We start from the raw sequence: 15304 nt of genomic DNA, 5'->3' as shown, positions 1-15304 counted from the left end.
GCTTGCTCCCCCGTCACTCTTATCTGCGAGGAGATTTCATCCTGCACGCTTTGCATCTTCTGCTGGGATGCTGATGTCGGCTTGTCCATCTTGGCTACCATATCACAGAGAGAGCTGGGGAGCCATTGGATTGATAAGATCTGACGGAACTCGCGCTTTGCCCAACAACAGGCCCCCACTCATATAGAAGCATTCCGATAAAGATGGAACACTTCAAACAATAGCGGATTCTGTTCCCTTAAAGGCTTATTGTTGCCTTATTCGCTCATAAACCATTCATTATGAGAATGGTACGCAGGGAGGGGATCGAACCCTCGACCAATTGGTTAAAAGCCAACTGCTCTACCGCTGAGCTACCTGCGCATTCCCGAAACGGGGGCGGGTATGTATTCACATCTAGGCGCTGCGCAAGCCGGAATATGCCCCAGAGCGGACTTTCTGCACCAGTCCCGTCATTCCAGACTCAGGCCGAATCACCTGAAAGGCGTGGATTCCGCTGTCCTGCGCCCCAGCTACGTCGCAGATGGCGTCATCTCCGATGTGCAGCGCCTCCTGGGGAAGACAGCCGCTCGCGGCCAGCGCTGCCTGGAACATGCGCGGATGCGGCTTGGCCGCACCGACCTCGCTGGATATGATGACGTGCTCAAACCAGCGCAGAAGATCATGCCCTCCCAGTATGCTCCGGAGGCGGCGGTCAAAGTTGGAAAGTACCAGCAACCGGTGATCGCGGGCCAGATCGTTCAGCGCGGGCACCACATCGTCAAACACCGTCCACGCCTGGGGCTGGGCGTAGAGCTCGTAGAGTTCGCTGAAAAGATCTTCCAGTACAGCCTCCGGGACAGGCGCGCCGAGCACACGGCTAAAAACCATTCTCACCAGAGCAAGCCACCAGCTGCGGTCATCATCGGCGGAGGACTGCCCTTCGGGGTGAAGCGGTGAGGACGTCTCCTTCCAAGCAAGGCGGAATGCCTGCATCAGCACATCGGGCGCCACGGAGATGCCATGGCGTCTGGCCACCTCTGCATATGTGGTTCCTACTGGCTTTGCAGGCCGGATCAGGGTGCCGGCGGCGTCGAAGAACAGGGTGTGCAGCGCCATGGCGAAGCTTAAAAACAAAAACGGGAGCGACCTTGCAGCCGCTCCCGTGTGGAAAATCGAGACGATTTACTTGGACATCGTGACAGGGTTTTTTGGATTTTTGCCGTATGTCACTTCCTGCTCAGGCTCCGGTGGCAGCATCGGCAGCTTGCAGTGCCTGCCGGATCCTGGAAGCATGTAGCCAGCGTTGAGGTCGTTCAGGCTGCCCACCATGTAGGACTTGGGCTCAGGCGGAGTGATGATGTCAACAGCGCCAAAGAGGCCGCGGCTCACTGTTTCCCCGTAGGTGTAAAGAGCGGACTGATACACGCGCTTGGTGGAAATCATGCCACGCTGCATGATGCCCGTGGCCACTCCGGGCCAGCGGCGGATCACACGCACACCAAAGGTGGCACCGTCGTCCACAGTGTCCATCACGTAGTCGGTGTAGCGGTTGGTTTCGCGGAAAGCAATGTCATCGGTGCGGAACACGGCATTTTCAGCGATGTTGGTGTAATCACGCGCCTGCTGATCTCCGACTTTGCCGACGAAGTTGGTTCCGTCATCCACCACATCCACCACGTGATTGGTGCCAAAACCCACTCCCTGGCTGGCGTAGCCCAGTCCTTTGTTCACAAGACCCGCGTCACGGCAGGGCAGCACGGAAGTCGGGCGGGGATTGTTCGCCAGATTTTCCTTCATGCTGGTGCAGGAGGCGAGGGTCGAGAGGAGAACTAGGGGCAGGAGCAATTTCATAGATAATAAGTGATTCTGTCGGAAAGGAGCATCGATTGTCAAAGCTAAAATCGGCTTATCATTGTTTCAATGCGCTTTTTTGGGGTGGTGCACCGCGCCATTTCCTTTTCACTTCTTCGGAAAGACCGCTTCCGGCGTGTCGTTATCGCGCTTACCCCCTTGTAATCCCATGAAGTTGAATCCCCTTCGCGTCCTTTTCGCATCGTTCGCCGCCTCGGCCCTGATGGTTCACGCCGCGCCCGACCTCCAGGCCACCGCCGCCAAGATTGACGAACTCGTCAACGCCAAGCTGGCCAAGGAGAAAATCCAGCCCAACAAACCCGCCAGCGATGAAGTTTTCGTCCGCCGCGTGTATCTCGACGTCGCGGGCCGCATCCCCACCCTGGCGGAAACCACCGAATTTCTCAAGAACACCGATGCCGACAAGCGGGCCAGGCTGATCGACAAGCTCCTTGCCAGCGACGGCTACGTCCAGAATTTCTACAACTACTGGGCCGACATCCTGCGCATGAAAAGCCAGATGGTCGGCGGCGGACAGAGCCTGCCCGCCTTTTATGGCTACTCCAAGTGGCTGAAGGACAGCCTGCGGGAGAACAAGCCTTACGATCAGATGGTGCGCGAGGTCGTCACCGCAAGCGGAAAGAGCTACGAGGATGGCGCCATCGGATTCTACATCCGCGACTACAACATGCCGCTCGACAACATGGCGGTGACCACCCAGATCTTTCTCGGCACCAGCATGGTCTGCGCCCAGTGCCACAACCACCCTTTCGACAAGTGGACGCAGATGGACTACTATGAGATGGCGGCCCACACCTACGGCATGACCGGCAGCAATGGCCTGACCAATCCGCTGCTGGCCCAGGCGATCTACGGTGGCGGCGCCCCGAAAAACAAGAGCAACCGCTACGGCGGCAGCGTTTCCAAATTTGACCTGCCCAAAGGCATTGAGCGCAAGGACGTGGGCCGCGCCATGACCGAAATCCTCCGCCCGCTGCGCTACAACACCGTGCTGGATCAGACGGACAAAAAGCCCCTCGTGCTGCCGCATGATTACCAGTACACCGATGCCAAGCCCAAGCAAAAGGTGGAACCCGTCATCCCCGCCTCCTTCAGCAAGGATGGAAAAATCGTGAAGGACGGCGTCAAACCGGTCGCCTCTTATGCCACCTGGATGACCAGCAAGGACAATCCACGCTTCACCACCGTCATCGCGAACCGCCTGTGGAAGAAGCTCATGGGCCAGGGCATCATCGAACCCGTTGACGAGATCACGGACAGCACCGTGCCGAGCAATCCGCAGCTCATGACCTTCCTTGAAGAAACAATGAAGGCTGCCAATTACGACATGAAGGTCGTTCTGCGCAGCATTCTGAATTCCCAGGCCTACCAGCGCGAAGCCTACACGAAGGACGTCGAACTCGGCGAGATCTACAACTTCCCCGGCCCACTCCTGCGCCGCATGAGCGCCGAACAGATCTGGGACAGCATGGTGGCCCTCTACAAGCCCAGCGCAGACCAGCCCAGCATCGCCACCAAGGTGGATGGCGAGATCGCACTGCGCCGCATCGAATGGCTCGACCGTGCGCTGAACAGCCTCTCGCCCAAGGAGCTTCAGGCCTGCACCATCAAAGTGGCGCAGAAGCAGAAGGAACTGGCCGCTGAAGTGCGCGCCGCGCAGGAAAGCATGGAGGCGGCCACCAAGGCCAAGGACGAAGCCGCCATCCGCAAGGCTCGGGAGCTCATCAAGAACCAGCGCAAGCACATCGACGAAGCCGTGGACGCCGTGGTGTATGACGCCGGATTCAAGCGCTTTGCCGAACTCGCCCGCGAAGGCAAGCTGGACGAATTTACCAAAGATGCAGACTTCGCCAAGGAAGTCGCCGCCGCGATCAAGCTCAAGAAAAACGGTGAGGACCTCAGCATGGATGAAGCGCTCGCCATCCTGGCCAAGCAGCGCCGCGCCAAGCTCACCGAGCTGGCGAAGGCCCGCCTCGCCGCAGACTCAGAGCGCTTTGAGGTGGACGACAAGAATGAAAAGGCCTCCCTCGTCGCCTGGGAAAACTTCCGCGACAGCTACATGCTGCGTGCCGCGGATCTGCGCAGCCCCGCACCCAACGGCCACTTCCTGCGCGAGTTCGGCCAGAGCGACCGCGAGCTGGTGGAAAATTCCAATGACGAAGCCAGCGTCAGCCAGGCGCTCACATTGCTGAACGGCAAACTCTTCAACAATCTGATGAACCGCTACACGGTCATCGCCCGCGCGATGGACCGCGCCAGGCAGGAAAGCCCTGAGGCAGTCATCGACACGGTGTATCTCAGCCTGCTCAGCCGCAAAGCCTCCACCGAAGAGAAAGAGCTCCTCAAGCCCATCGTGGACAACGCCGACGGCACCGACCGCGGCGATGTTCTCTGGACCGTGCTGAACACGCGTCAGTTCTTCTTCATTCAGTAAGGCCGCCCCCCGAAGTTGACCCGTTGCGCCGCAACGGGTCTGGGAGTTCCGTTTGCGCTGCAACCGGACGCCCGGCGTAGCGGTAGGTCAGCTTCAGGTGATCCAGGCCCAGCAGGTGCAGGATGGTGGCGTGCAGATCGTGGATGTGCACCTTGTCCACGGCGGCGTAGTAGCCGTAGTCGTCCGTGGCGCCATAAGCGGTGCCCGGCTTGCTGCCGCCACCGGCCAGCCACATGGTGAAGCCATGCGGATTGTGGTCGCGTCCGTCGGTGCCCTGCGCCACGGGTGTGCGGCCAAACTCACCGCCCCAAACCACCAGCGTGTCATCCAGCAGGCCGCGTGATTTCAAATCTGCCAGCAGTCCGGCAATGGGTTTGTCCACCTCGGCCGCGTTCTTGGTGTGGCCTTTCAGCAGATCGCTGTGCTGGTCCCACTGCACGAAACCATCGCTGTGCGTCACCTGCACAAAGCGCACACCGCTTTCGGCAAACCGCCGCGCCATGAGGCACTGGCGGCCGAAGTTTGCGGTCACTGGATCGTCGAGGCCGTACATCTTGCGCGTGGCCTCCGTCTCGCCGGAGATGTCCTGCAGCTCCGGCATGGTGGACTGCATGCGGTAGGCCAGTTCAAAGGAATTAATGCGTGCCTCCAGCGCCGCATTCGCACCCGCCATCCCCAGATGATCGTGGTTCAACTGCGACACCAGATCCAGCTGGGCGCGCTGCATCTCGGGAGACAGGGACTTGTTGTGAATGTGCCGCACCACCGCCTGGTCCGCGGGGATGCTGGCATTTCCCAGCGGCGTGCCCTGGCAGTGCGCTGGCAGAAAGGCAGACCCCCAGTTGTTCACGCCGCCATGCGCCAGCGTCGGGCAGATGGTGACGAAAGCGGGCAGGTCGGAATTCTCCGTGCCCAGCCCATAGCTGACCCACGAGCCAAGGCTCGGGCGCACAAAGGTGTCGCTGCCGGTGTGCAGTTTTAGCAAGGCGCCACCATGCGCGGGATTGGTGCCGTGCATGGAGCGGATGATGCACAGGTCATCCACATGCTTGGCCACGTGCGGAAAGAGATCGCTCACCGGAAGGCCGCTCTGGCCATAGTGACGGAATTTCCACGGCGACTTCAGCAGGTTGCCCGTCTCTGCGAATTTCACGCGCGGCAGCGCAAAGGGCGGCGGCTTGCCGTTGTCACGCTCCAGGAGCGGCTTCGGATCAAACGTGTCCACCTGCGAAGGGCCGCCCTTCATCAGCAAAAAGATGACTCGCTTGGCCCTGGCGGGAAAATGCGGCTGCTTCGGTGCCAGCGGATCGATCACCGCTGCTTTTGCAGACTCCAGTCCCAGCACTCCTTGCAGGGCCAGATAGCCAAAACCCGCGCAGGAGCTTCGCAGCATCTCGCGACGGCTGAATGGGGGCATGGCAGGCATGACTTTCACATAGCAACATACGGGCCGGATCCGCCGCCTCTTGCTCCAAGGAATCGGCCCCGCCCCGCTGCCGATCAGCGGAGCACACGAGGAAAGGAGACCTGAAACGTCGCTCCCCTGCCCTCCTCAGATTCAAACGTGAGCTCTCCACCCAGCAGATGCGCCAGATGCCGTGAGGCCAGCAGCCCAAGCTTGAGTCCTGAGAATTTGGATCCCTCCACGTGGTGGATCACCCGAAAGAGGTGCCGGGCTTCCGTCAGGCGAATTCCATGGCCGTTGTCCGTCACCGTCAGCAGCATGCGCCCGGTTCCCCCTTCTGACATTTCCACCTGGACGAGTCCGCCCTTGGCTGCATGAACGGCATTGGTCACCAGATTGTCGGCGATGAGGCTGAGCTTGCCGGCGTCGGTGATGATCTGGGAGGGGCCGCTGGTCTGCCGGCACGTCAGGCGGGTGCTGGCGGTTCTGGCCAGGCCACGGTGCCGCACTTCCAGGTCCTGAAGAAATACGCCCACATCCACGGACTCCATGCGGTTGGACCATTCACCCGCGAGGAGAGACGCGTAGAGCCCGAGCCGGTCCAGCAGCTCCTGCAGACGGATGCCGTTCGCCGTCAGCCGTTGCATGACCTCCGCCACTCCGGCTTCTCGTGGGAAATCCACCACAGAAGTCGCGTGAAGAACGACTGACTGCAGGGTGTTGCGCAGCTCGTGAATCACCCCCTGCAGCAGTTGCACCCGTGAGTGCGCCGCTGCATCGGCGCCGGCACCATCCGCGGCCAGCCTCTCGCTCGCTTCATCGAGCTGCCTGGTGTGCAAGGTGAGCTCCGTCCCCTGAGCGGCCACAAACTTCTGGCAGTAATGCGCGATCTTGAGGTCGAAAAAGAGTCTGGTTTCCCGGCAGGCCTCGTCCAAAAAGCCCTTCGCCACAGATCCCTCCAACCGTTTGAGCTCCATCACCACCACTTCGCTGACACCTTCCAGAGCTTTGATGACCACATCCAGCCGCAGTTCTGCCAGGACTTCCAGTTTTTCCGCGCCGGCGGACAGCGTGACATCTCCCTCCGCAATCGCCTGAGGAAGGAGCGCCATCAATTCACTCAACAACAAGGGGAGACCGCCCGGCACGGCATCCAATGGAAAAGGATGTGCGCGCTCCCGGCCCGCACTGGCAAACACGGCGGCGCTTTCCGCCACGATCCGCTCGCTGTTTGCTTTTAGAGTCTGCCCCAGCATCGCAAGGTCTGAAAGGGAGCTTGAAATGGGTGCGGACATCGCAGCTTTATACGCTCGAATTTAAAAGGGAGAGCCGCAAAACGCCTTTACTCTCACGTAGCGCCAAAGATTACAAACACCGACTCCAGGACGACGGGTATGGGGAAGGGACCGCTGAGTTTGGGGCGACCCGAAGAAGCGGGGCCCTCCAGATCTCCAAAATCCTTTGGATGCACGCACGCGATTGGGTGGTTAAACGCGATCTCAGGGCGAACCACCTTCAAAGTCATGTCATCCATCATCACTGTCGAACAGGTAGAGACCAAGCAAACCCTCATTGAAGTTGCCGCTGACACACCGGAACAGGCATTCAAGGAGGTGAAAGCAGGCCAGGGTCACGCGCTGGGAACGGTCAAAAACTCCGAGCTTTTGATCCGCGACTCCTCCACGCACAAGCGTCCGAAAAAGTAACCCTCCACCGGGCTGAGAAATACGAGGCCGTCCAGATTTGGGAAAGCAGCGCAGATCACATGCACGACCGGAGAATGCCGGAAGATTTTCATCTCCGCCTGTGCGTTGAGGTTGTTCACGCCCTGCCCGTCGCCGGGGTGTGGCGGCGGTCGTCGTCATGGAAGAACTTCTCCATGCGCTCACGCAGGTCCGCGTAGAAGTTGCGGGACATTTCCTCGATCGCCTCGGCCGTGTGGCTCACGCCGCTCTTCGCAGCCAGTTCGCGTGCCACGCGGCTGCGCTCTTCAAATTCGCGCTCCAGGTCCATCAGATACACCAGGAACTCCTTGGCTGAACGCGCGCCATCCACGCTGGTGATCAAAGAGCGCTCCAGCGTTTTGTTCCGCGTCAGGTTCAGCATCTTGCTGCCGGCCAGCTCCTTCATCTGCAGGCTGAAGCCTTCCATGAAGGCCTTGCGCTCGCCTTCGAAGCCCATCTCCTCGCGGTCCACCATCGTGTCATAGGGGCCGGGCTTGGAGAAGAATTTCATGATCAGCGGAATGGTGTCCACCAGCATGAAGAGCAGCGTCAGCACCAGATAGGCCACCCGTGCAAAGGTGCCGCCCTCAGCCCCCTGATTGAACAGCTCATGCAGCGCCAGGGTCTGCTTGAGGATGTCACGGCGCGGCTCCTCGCGGATTTTGCTGATCCGGGTTTCTTCGTCCTTCATGAGCTGTCCGATCTCCTCGTTCATGTTTTTCTGCTGCAGCAGCAGTGCATCGATCTGCGCCTTCAGCGTCTCGCGGATGGCGTTCTGCTGGCCCACAAACTGGTCCGCCTGCTCCGTCTGCACCTTCTGCTTCAGCGCGGCCACCCGGTCCCGCTCTGCTTTGTCGCGTGCGGCATCCTCGGCAGCCTTCGCATCCAGCGCAGCGTTCACGCCGTCCTCGGCAGCTTTGATTTCCGCCACCACGGACACGCGTGTTTTGGTCATGGTGTCGAGCACCCCGCTCAGGCGGGCGGACTCGGCACGCCGCCAGGTGAGCTGGTCTTCCTGAATGCTCTTGGCACGCGGCCCCAGGCCGATGATGCCGCTGCGCTGGCCGTTCACCTCGCGCTCGAACTCCGACTGCCAGTGGTTCAGCTCTTCCGCGATCTTTTGGTAATCCTTGCTCAGCGTAGCCATCTCGGTGTCCAGCTTTTCCAGGCGCTCTTTGCCCGGTGCCACTGCTTCGGCAATCTTGGCCTCGCGAGCTGCCTTGGCCGCTTTCTCGTCGTCCGTCAGCGGCTTCTCGATGGGCTTGCCGTTGTCGTCGAGGAACTTGGCGTTGAAGGTCGCGTTCCAGTTCTCACGCTGCTTGGCGATCTCCTCCTCCAGCGGCACCAGGCGCGCCTCCACGGCGACCTTCTGCTGCTTCGAGGCCTCACGCGCCGCTTCAATCTCATTCTGCCGGTTCTTTTCAATGACCGAGGAGATCGTGTCTTTAAACAGGAGCAGCGTCAGCGGATGCGAAATCGTGATCCCCATCAGCGCCGCCACCACCATGCGCAGGGAGAACTGGGAAATCTTGCGGAAGAAGCCCTGATACGCACGGTACGTGGCCAGCAGTGCGCGATCCACCGTGAGGATGATGAAGGCCCATACCAGCGACACGGGCACGATGACATACCAGTTGTCCGTCAGCGTGCTCAGCGCATACGCACAGGCGATGATGGCAAAGGTGGAGGGCACCAGCACGGTGGCGCCAAAGGCCACGTATTTACGCCGTTCCCAGGCAGGGCAGGCGTCGAGGTTGTCGGAAGAGGCTGCGGAGAGCCAGAAGAAAACGCGTTCGATGCGTTGCAGGAGGTTCATGGGCGTAGGGGCTGCCGTTCACGGAGTGTGCGGGCACGCGCGGGATTGTCAATCAGCGTGAATGGATTAATAAGACCCTCCTATGACGCCAGTCCTCGACGATGCATTCATTTGCGATTCCGTTCCCGCGGAAGTCATGGACCAGATCTGGGCAGCAGGCTGGAGGCACTTCGGCAGGCATTTCTTCCGCTACAGCCTGCAGGAGGCGGCCGGCGGCGGGCTGCAGACCATCACGCCGCTGCGCATCGATCTCGCGTCCTGCACCTTCACCAAAAGCCAGCGCCGCGTGTTGAACAGGAACATCGACCTCCGCACAGAGATCTCCCCCGCCGCGCTCGACGGCAGCCTCCGCGCCCTCTTCCAGCGCCACAAGCAGCGCTTCACCCACAACATCCCCGACACCCTCGAAACCTTCCTCGGCCCCGACCCCGCCCGAGGCCCCTGTGCATGCCACATGCTCCGCGTCTTCGACGGCCCCCGCCTCATCGCCGCCAGTTTCTTCGATGTGGGTCAGAACGCCGCCTCCAGCGTGTACGCTTTCTTTGAGCCCGAGTACTCGAAGCGCAGCCTCGGCATCTACACCTTCCTTCTGGAGATCCAGCACTGCAAACAATTCGGCCTCCGCTGGCTTTACCCCGGCTACGCCACCCGCGAGCCGAGTTTGTATGACTACAAAAAGCAGTTTCGAGGCACGGAGTATCTGGAGTGGGGTTCAGGTGCGTGGGTGCCAGTCCAGCCCAGCCCGCGTGAGCCGTCGCCCGCCGGATTGGATGCCTGATGCCACACCTAAGCACGGCATCAGGCATCTTTTTGCCGCACCCTTGACGCCGCCGTAACGCCTGCCCGAGGTGGCGCGAAAATGTTGCATGTTGCACCGCCTAAGCACGGCAACATGGCAACATTTCCCCAAATACCGCCTCCTGCGTGCGCATATAGTGGCATAAAGCAGCATTTCATGGCATTAAAGCGAAGAAAACCCGGCCAAAGGCGGCCAAAGATGGCAACATTTTGAGCGCTGAAATGTTGCCATGGATGCGGGGGCGAGTAGGTCAGGCGGCGCAAGCTCCGGGCCTCTTGCACACCCCAGACCGCCTCGAAAGCGGCGTCGCGCCACTTGCCGCACGCAGTCCAAAACGTTGTCGCGTTCGCGAATGCGCGGAACCTCGCGCAAACGCTCCGAAGTTTCGGGTCTGTAGCGTCGCGGGCGCTAAAAAGGGGCGCCGTCCCTGGAGTGTGGAAAGGAAGGATGTCTCGAGCGCCTGGCAGGCCATGCGGACAGGGCAGCATTGATCGTTATATATAGATCCACACACATTCATTCATGCCCATGGCTTCTTCCCCCCTTCGCAGTCCCAGCGCCTCCGGCATGAGTGGGATCATCTTGATCCCACAACGCTCCCGCGTTCCCCCCCCTCGAACCAGGGGACCAGGATGGTCCCCCTCCTCCAGAGATTCAGCCCACCCTCCGGCCAAAATGTTGCCATGTTGCCGTGCTTAGGCGGTGCAACATGCAACATTTCGCCTTTCCTCCGTTTTTGAAGAGGAAGGCAAACGCAGAAGAACGCACCACTGCGCAACGAAGCGCAGTCCACCAGCGAAAACGGCGAAAAAGACGGCAACATTTGGCGCGTGAAATGTTGCCACGCCTGGGCGCAATCCCAGCCACTCTTGCCTTGCCATTCAAAGCACGCCGGATATGGGCGCAGGCAATGGCTGATCATGATGGCTCCAATCGGGAAGACGAACATGCTAACCATGCGGTCGCCATCGGTGAAATCCGTTCCGAGGAGGACGGGCAGTTCATCCGCGAAACTTTGAGCGAACTGGGCATCCCTTTCGAAGGGGTGTATCGCGCCTCCAAAACAGACGAGCTGCGGCGCTTCTTCGGAGAATGGTATGAGGGGCTGCAAGTAATCGTCCGGTCGCAGGATGCCGCCCAGGCTCGGGTAGCCGCGGGTTCCAGGCTCGGGCCTCTTGAGGATTCGGAAGCTCTGGAGGACGGCATGGCCTACCTCGCACAGCGCAGCAACGAGCAGCTGATCAAGCTTCTGGACTTCAGCGCCATCTGGCCGGGGCATGTCCTTAACGCAGCCGCCAGCGTGCTTGCAGCCCGTGGCATTGAGTATCCGCCTGAAGGCGATGGGTCAAAATGGGTGCCACTCATCTACACGATGGTTCCCGCATGCTTCAGTCCCCTTGCCTGCTTGCTGCTGCCATCCGTGGATCGCACAAGACGCACCGCGGAAGGCGGCAACCGCCCCGCTTACAATGCCAAAACACGCGCTCTGCTGGAGCGCTGCCGCACGCGCGGTGTGATCGCCTGGTTTGTCTTGTTCGTTCTGCTGACCCTTGTTTTGAAAGCCCTTATCCCTCCGATGCAGCCCAATCCACCCCGGCAAAAGCCCGTCGTCAGGCACTCCCAAAATCAACGCGACACGCGTGAGCGTCCGGGCTGGGAGCGCTGGTATCTTGCCGGCTCCGGTGGGCGCTCCGCCACGAGATCACGTGCCGAGTATTGATTGAAGCACGCTGCCTCTGGGCAGGCCTGCCATGACACTGCAGCAAGTCCGCTCATCCGGAGCCGACAGAATATCGACGCTTCCCGTACGGCAGGCTCCTTTGCCACGACGTTGACGAAGCATTATGGGCCATGATGACAAAACTTCCCCTTCTCAAGGGGGTGCCGTTCATGCCTGGCACGGCAAAAAAGACAAACGCACGGGGGGCCTTCGCCGCGATGCCTTTGAAAAGGACTCACACATGAAAACCTCTCCCTCATCCCGTTCAGAGAATTCTGCGGCCACCTCGTCCGCACCTGCGGCGAACCGGCCCGCCACCGCGTTAAACATTGAAACTCCGCCGCCCGCGGTCACCGAAGACCCGCTGGGAAATCTGCCCTTGCCGCCGGAGATTGTTTCCCCTCGCCTGGCCGAACTCGAAACCTGGGACGCCCCTGCTCAGGAGTCCGGCTATCGCGTCGTCCCTCAAGCTGCCGAAGACGAAGCCGAGGTCGACGAACTCTTGGTCGAAGAAGGTGCTGATGAGGCCGAGGAAGAACTCCTTGAGGTTCAACAAGCCGAGGAAGAGCGCCTTGAACGCGAGGTTGAAGAAGCGGACGAGGAGGAAGAGAAGACGAAAAATCTCAAGTCTTGAGATCCCCTGCGGCTTTGGCTACTGCCGCCCCTACCGCCGGATGTGCAGAAACAGATTCACGCCCTCAGGCTCCCACATGACCTCGATGAAGCGGCCGTGAGAAGAAGACCGAAGAGGTGACTGCATCTTTTTGCGGTGAACTCTGCTTCGGCTACCTGTGGACAGATCTGCGGCTGAGTATCCACCTTGAACAATTGTCATATCCCACCGATGAAAACGGAAAATATGGCAAAGGTCTCTCCAAAAATGAAATGCTGGTTTCAGAACTACGTCAAAGACGTGTCTGCATCTGCGGCAAACCTGACCTTCCTCTTGGATAATCTAGGATACGCTGTGTCAATCGACGGCTCTAGGGAGTCGTTGGTTGCTCTTGAAAAGATCTATTGGGAATTGAATCAGAAAGGCATCCCTCCCGGCCTTTCCGATCTGGAGCAATTGGCGCAGCTTATAGGGCAATACCTTGGAAAGGTGATCATCGAACATACCGGCGCAAAATGGGTTCAGTGTACTGACGCAAATCCCACTCTTGGGCAGCCTTGTTTGGACGAATTTGGTAACGAGCCTTGGGATCGCATTTTCCCTGTGGCTCTGGCGAATAACCTGCCAGTTTTGAAACTCCGAAATCCGCATTTTCTTGGTGCCCGAAATCAAACAGTTTTCGCCTCACAGCTCGACAAGGCATTGAATCTGTCAGCGAAGAAAGCGCCTAACAATTTCCAGTGAGGGAATCCAAACCGGTGGACTCATCACGGATCTTGACCCTCTGGTCATCCCATCCACACCCCTACCGCCGGATGTGCAGAAACAGATTCACGCCCTCAGGCTCCCACATCACCTCGATGGAATCTGCCGAGGCGCCGGCTTGCAGGGCAAGTTCGCGCAGGTGGTCCTGCGTGCGGTGCTGCAGCACCCAGTCTCCCAGCAGCTCCATGTAGTCGCGGCTGGGGTTGTGGGTGGAGAAATTGCCAACCACGACTTCACCACCGCGCTTGGTCACGGCCATGAGAGCTTTGAGCAGGAAGACAAAGGTGCGGTCCGTGAGGTAGTCAAACAGGCCGGCGGACCACACCAGTTCGTAGCCCTTGGCAGGCAGGAAACGCAGCACATTGCGGTGGTAAAACTCCACGCGTTTTGAAAAGGGTTCACAGAGCTTTTTAGCCCGCTCGATGGCATGGATCTCCGCATCCACGCAGTCGAAGAACACCTCGCGCTCCGGGTTGTCCAGCACCCACTCGCGTACGTCGCGGGCCGGGCCGCTGGCCACGTTCAGAACATTCAGCGGCGCCTTGGTACGACCAGCGGAATGGGAGTGCAGCAGCTGGTGGAAGTAGGCCTTGCGGTTGCGCACGGCATTCGGTGCGGCCTGAGAGTGGAAATACAGGTCCCAGCGGCGCAGGTGCGGCTCCTGGGCAGTCTGCATGGTGTAGATGGCCTCGATGATTTCGAAGTCACCGCTGTAGCCGTATTTTTTCCCCAGCGCCCGCGCCTGCATGGTGCCTTCGAGGTAGCGATTTGTAACGTCTTGAGCGTAAGCAAGCACATCATCCCTGGCGATCACACCGGAGCGCACCGCGTCTCCCAGATGCCGCAGGGTGCGGTTCATGTGCGCATAGTCACCCGGCAGCGGACCACCTTGGGCGATGAGTTCGCGCAGCAGTTCATCGCATTCGATCAAAGGCGCGAAGTCGTTCTTGCGAACTGAATAGCGTTCCTGTTGGGCAATGGGCGGCATGCGCTGGTGGTGACAAGATGGCGACCGTGCTCCGGCCTTAATCTCTTGATAATAAGCCCTTCTTGACCTTCCTGGAAGAAAAAAATTACGGTGATCTTGTTATATCACACCTCTTTAGTTCCAGTAATTATGTCTGTATACGACAGCATGACGAACCGCCATCAGCCCGCCGGTCCTCCTCAAGCTCAACACTTGAAACTTTAAACCTGTAACCGTGAACTCGGCATTACGGCTTCTTCGGCTTAGGCGCTTCCTGCTTGGGGTAGCCCTCCAGTTTCACCACGCTGACCGCTGCTTCCGTGGGGAAATCCGCCGGCACTGCCGCGGTGAGCTCCACCTTGCCGGTGGCCGCCCACTCGGTGCCGCGTTGCAGGATGGTGTAGAAGCCGCGATCCAGCATGGAGTAGTCCGCGTGGCCCAGCGTGGTGTGAAACACGCGGCCCTTTTGATAGTTGAGCACCATGTTGTTCGGCTCACTCACAGCCGTGAGGTCGGACACGGAGGAGGTCAGGATGTCCACGTTCTCCGCCGGGCCGCGCAGCTTGCTGTACAGCTCGTCCTTGGCGTGCATCCAGCGCGTGGGCAGTCCCTTGGTGATCGGATGATCCGGATTGCGCGTCTCCACCACAAACTCATGCTGCGCTCCGTGGGCGCCGCCGTTTCCCGCCACGGTGTCACGGAAGAGCTTGCCGTCCTTCACATACAGCCAGGGGCCGGACTTTTCATTGCGACCACCCCAGCCGCCCACGCCGATCATGTCGTTGTATTCCTTCCAGTCTGGAAAGGAATTGTTCGCCGCATGCACCGATACAAAGCCACCGCCATCCGCCACATATTTCACAAAGGCATCGCGCACATTCTGCGGCCAGGGTTCGCCATTGTAGTTGCTCACCACCGCCGCGTAGTCGCTGAACATGGGCTTCCACGCATACCAGGCCTCTTTGGGAGAGCCCTTCGGCGGTGTGGTGCTGACGTCCACGGTAAAGGCGCCGCTGCTCTCCAGGGCATTACGCAGCACCGGCGTGGTGATGTCCCACTTGTGGTTGTTCTGACCGTCCACAATGAGGACTTTCAGCTTGTCGGCGGCCTGCAGGCTGGTGACTGCACAAACGAGGATGGCAAGGAGGAGGGAGCGCATGGTTGTGGAGGCGTTGCTATCAGTCCGGGCCGCTTTTGGCAAGAACGA

The 15304-nt window shown here is 59.8% G+C and carries 13 protein-coding genes and 1 tRNA gene; 6 read left to right on the top strand and 8 right to left on the bottom strand.

Translation table 11 applies throughout. The annotated features are described in order from the left end of the window. Positions 1–288: 288 nt before the first annotated feature. The 3 genes from ACILSR_RS17155 to ACILSR_RS17145 all read right to left on the bottom strand — a co-directional run bounded on the left by ACILSR_RS17155 (position 289) and on the right by ACILSR_RS17145 (position 1833). Positions 289–363 (bottom strand) — tRNA-Lys (locus tag ACILSR_RS17155). Between the two features lie 33 nt (positions 364–396). After that, a complete protein-coding gene (locus ACILSR_RS17150) occupies positions 397–1098 on the bottom strand; it encodes an HAD-IA family hydrolase (RefSeq protein WP_395751018.1) in 702 nt (233 codons plus the stop codon). A 66-nt stretch (positions 1099–1164) separates the two neighbouring features. Next, positions 1165–1833 carry a hypothetical protein gene (locus ACILSR_RS17145; protein ID WP_395751017.1) on the bottom strand — a complete coding sequence of 223 codons (669 nt, stop codon included), beginning with the start codon at positions 1831–1833 and terminating at the stop codon, positions 1165–1167. A gap of 169 nt (positions 1834–2002) precedes the next feature. On the opposite strand from ACILSR_RS17145, the gene ACILSR_RS17140 reads away from it, so the two are divergent. Next, positions 2003–4288, top strand: coding sequence for a DUF1549 domain-containing protein (locus tag ACILSR_RS17140; RefSeq protein ID WP_395751016.1), 2286 nt, complete (start codon positions 2003–2005; stop codon positions 4286–4288). On the opposite strand, the gene ACILSR_RS17135 is transcribed toward ACILSR_RS17140, so the two are convergent. Next, positions 4278–5705, bottom strand: a complete 1428-nt coding sequence (locus ACILSR_RS17135) for a DUF1501 domain-containing protein (protein ID WP_395751015.1) — start codon at positions 5703–5705, stop codon at positions 4278–4280. The genes ACILSR_RS17140 and ACILSR_RS17135 overlap by 11 nt on opposite strands. A gap of 83 nt (positions 5706–5788) precedes the next feature. After that, a complete protein-coding gene (locus ACILSR_RS17130) occupies positions 5789–6988 on the bottom strand; it encodes a sensor histidine kinase (protein WP_395751014.1) in 1200 nt (399 codons plus the stop codon). A 228-nt stretch (positions 6989–7216) separates the two neighbouring features. Here ACILSR_RS17130 and ACILSR_RS17125 point away from each other — a divergent pair, with 228 nt between their 5' ends. Beyond that, on the top strand, positions 7217–7399 hold the full coding sequence (locus tag ACILSR_RS17125; protein WP_395751013.1) for a hypothetical protein: 183 nt from the start codon (positions 7217–7219) through the stop codon (positions 7397–7399). 115 nt (positions 7400–7514) lie between these two features. Here the strand turns inward: ACILSR_RS17125 and ACILSR_RS17120 are convergent, their stop codons facing one another. Further along, positions 7515–9233 (bottom strand): DUF4407 domain-containing protein, encoded by a 1719-nt coding sequence (locus ACILSR_RS17120; RefSeq protein WP_395751012.1) that lies wholly within the window; start codon positions 9231–9233, stop codon positions 7515–7517. An 82-nt stretch (positions 9234–9315) separates the two neighbouring features. Here ACILSR_RS17120 and ACILSR_RS17115 point away from each other — a divergent pair, with 82 nt between their 5' ends. The 4 genes from ACILSR_RS17115 (at position 9316) to ACILSR_RS17100 (ending at position 13109) form a co-directional block, all read left to right on the top strand. Then, positions 9316–10011 carry a GNAT family N-acetyltransferase gene (locus ACILSR_RS17115; RefSeq protein ID WP_395751011.1) on the top strand — a complete coding sequence of 232 codons (696 nt, stop codon included), beginning with the start codon at positions 9316–9318 and terminating at the stop codon, positions 10009–10011. 931 nt (positions 10012–10942) lie between these two features. Next, entirely contained in the window at positions 10943–11752 is an 810-nt protein-coding gene (locus ACILSR_RS17110; protein ID WP_395751010.1) for a hypothetical protein, read from the top strand. 241 nt (positions 11753–11993) lie between these two features. After that, positions 11994–12386, top strand: a complete 393-nt coding sequence (locus tag ACILSR_RS17105; RefSeq protein WP_395751009.1) for a hypothetical protein — start codon at positions 11994–11996, stop codon at positions 12384–12386. 210 nt (positions 12387–12596) lie between these two features. Continuing rightward, the gene (locus tag ACILSR_RS17100) at positions 12597–13109 is read left to right on the top strand and encodes a hypothetical protein (protein ID WP_395751008.1); all 513 of its coding nucleotides are present in this window, start codon (positions 12597–12599) and stop codon (positions 13107–13109) included. Between the two features lie 61 nt (positions 13110–13170). On the opposite strand, the gene ACILSR_RS17095 is transcribed toward ACILSR_RS17100, so the two are convergent. Both ACILSR_RS17095 and ACILSR_RS17090 read right to left on the bottom strand, forming a co-directional pair. Beyond that, positions 13171–14118 (bottom strand): class I SAM-dependent methyltransferase, encoded by a 948-nt coding sequence (locus ACILSR_RS17095; protein WP_395751007.1) that lies wholly within the window; start codon positions 14116–14118, stop codon positions 13171–13173. A 226-nt stretch (positions 14119–14344) separates the two neighbouring features. After that, a complete protein-coding gene (locus ACILSR_RS17090; RefSeq protein ID WP_395751006.1) occupies positions 14345–15256 on the bottom strand; it encodes a ThuA domain-containing protein in 912 nt (303 codons plus the stop codon). Positions 15257–15304: the final 48 nt, after the last annotated feature.

Origin of the sequence: Prosthecobacter sp. (assembly GCF_044222565.1) — a bacterium.
Taxonomy (GTDB): Bacteria; Verrucomicrobiota; Verrucomicrobiia; order Verrucomicrobiales; family Verrucomicrobiaceae; genus Prosthecobacter.
The sequence above is the reverse complement of the archived record's forward strand: the minus strand, read 5'-3'. Positions and strand labels throughout refer to the sequence as shown.

What these genes read in the sequence shown, in the direction of transcription:
- ACILSR_RS17150 (WP_395751018.1), bottom strand. Translation starts at nt 1,098, where the DNA reads ATGGCGCTGCACACCCTGTTCTTCGACGCCGCCGGCACCCTGATCCGG.
- ACILSR_RS17145 (WP_395751017.1), bottom strand. Translation starts at nt 1,833, where the DNA reads ATGAAATTGCTCCTGCCCCTAGTTCTCCTCTCGACCCTCGCCTCCTGC.
- ACILSR_RS17140 (WP_395751016.1), top strand. Translation starts at nt 2,003, where the DNA reads ATGAAGTTGAATCCCCTTCGCGTCCTTTTCGCATCGTTCGCCGCCTCG.
- ACILSR_RS17135 (WP_395751015.1), bottom strand. Translation starts at nt 5,705, where the DNA reads ATGCCCCCATTCAGCCGTCGCGAGATGCTGCGAAGCTCCTGCGCGGGT.
- ACILSR_RS17130 (WP_395751014.1), bottom strand. Translation starts at nt 6,988, where the DNA reads ATGTCCGCACCCATTTCAAGCTCCCTTTCAGACCTTGCGATGCTGGGG.
- ACILSR_RS17125 (WP_395751013.1), top strand. Translation starts at nt 7,217, where the DNA reads ATGTCATCCATCATCACTGTCGAACAGGTAGAGACCAAGCAAACCCTC.
- ACILSR_RS17120 (WP_395751012.1), bottom strand. Translation starts at nt 9,233, where the DNA reads ATGAACCTCCTGCAACGCATCGAACGCGTTTTCTTCTGGCTCTCCGCA.
- ACILSR_RS17115 (WP_395751011.1), top strand. Translation starts at nt 9,316, where the DNA reads ATGACGCCAGTCCTCGACGATGCATTCATTTGCGATTCCGTTCCCGCG.
- ACILSR_RS17110 (WP_395751010.1), top strand. Translation starts at nt 10,943, where the DNA reads ATGGCTGATCATGATGGCTCCAATCGGGAAGACGAACATGCTAACCAT.
- ACILSR_RS17105 (WP_395751009.1), top strand. Translation starts at nt 11,994, where the DNA reads ATGAAAACCTCTCCCTCATCCCGTTCAGAGAATTCTGCGGCCACCTCG.
- ACILSR_RS17100 (WP_395751008.1), top strand. Translation starts at nt 12,597, where the DNA reads ATGAAAACGGAAAATATGGCAAAGGTCTCTCCAAAAATGAAATGCTGG.
- ACILSR_RS17095 (WP_395751007.1), bottom strand. Translation starts at nt 14,118, where the DNA reads ATGCCGCCCATTGCCCAACAGGAACGCTATTCAGTTCGCAAGAACGAC.
- ACILSR_RS17090 (WP_395751006.1), bottom strand. Translation starts at nt 15,256, where the DNA reads ATGCGCTCCCTCCTCCTTGCCATCCTCGTTTGTGCAGTCACCAGCCTG.